1 pseudogene is annotated in these 1,070 nt (G+C 37.8%); it reads right to left on the bottom strand.

Going from position 1 to position 1,070, the window contains the following annotated elements:
- A pseudogene (locus tag BLS46_RS09775) lies at window positions 1–1,070 on the bottom strand (IS3 family transposase); the annotation flags it as partial.

Raw genomic sequence — 1,070 nt, 5'->3', positions numbered from 1 at the left:
TATTGCCATCCTTGATCACTATGGAGACTCGTATTCTCATAGTATTTCTCTGTAAAGGCCTGCTCCAGCATAGCTTTCACTTGTTCTAAATTAGGAGAACAAGAAAGATTATAGGCGATAATTTCGCTATTAAAGCCATCTAAAACAGGCGATAAATACAATTTCTGTGTGCTATTTGGAATGGCAAACTCTGTCACATCCGTATAGCACTTTTCCATTGGTTTGGCTGCTTCAAATTGGCGCTGAATAAGATTCTCTGCTTTATTGCCAATCTCTCCTTGGTAGGAAGAATACTTCCGTTTTCGACGAATTCGAGCACTTAAACCAAGGATTTTCATCAGACGTTGGACCTTCTTATGGTTTACTATATGACCACGATTCCTCAATTCAAGAGTCATTCGGCGATAACCATAATTTCCTTTATGCTCACTATAAACTGACTGAATTTCGGTTTTAAGCTCTTTATCTTTATCAAACCCATCCAGTTGCTTCAACTGATAATAGTAAGTCGAACGAGCTAAACGTGCTGTTTCAAGAAGAAAATCTAGTCGAAATCCTCCTGAAACCATTTCTCTAACTGTCTCTGCCTTTCTCGCTCTAGGGCTTCGTCCCTTTCCTCTAACTCTTTTAACTTTTTTAGGTAAGCCACCTCAGTCCGTAAGCGTTCATTCTCCTCTTGAAGTCGCTCTAGTTCTGTCATTTCTTCCCAAGTTTTCTTCCGTTTACGTCCCATTTTAGGTACTCTCCTTCTTGTTTTCTCAACAATAGTATACCCGTTTTTCTTGTATTGCGCCAGCCAATTTGGAAGCATTCCTTGGTTTGGGAGAGCATAATCAAGACTAACACTTCTTTGCGAACGTCCTTCCAACAGAACTTTCTCAACCATTTCTTGTTTTAATTCAGGGGAATAGTAATAATTTTTTCCTTTTTTGACGAACTCCATTCCGTAACGATCAATCAATTTAATCATGTATCTAAGATTAGAATTGTTTATCCCAAATTTATTTGAAAGCTTCTCTAAGCTATATCCTTGTTTTCTAAGTTCATAGATCTGAACTTTATCTTCATAA

This window comes from Streptococcus sp. NLAE-zl-C503 (assembly GCF_900104285.1).
Taxonomy (GTDB): Bacteria; Bacillota; Bacilli; order Lactobacillales; family Streptococcaceae; genus Streptococcus.
The sequence above is the reverse complement of the archived record's forward strand: the minus strand, read 5'-3'. Positions and strand labels throughout refer to the sequence as shown.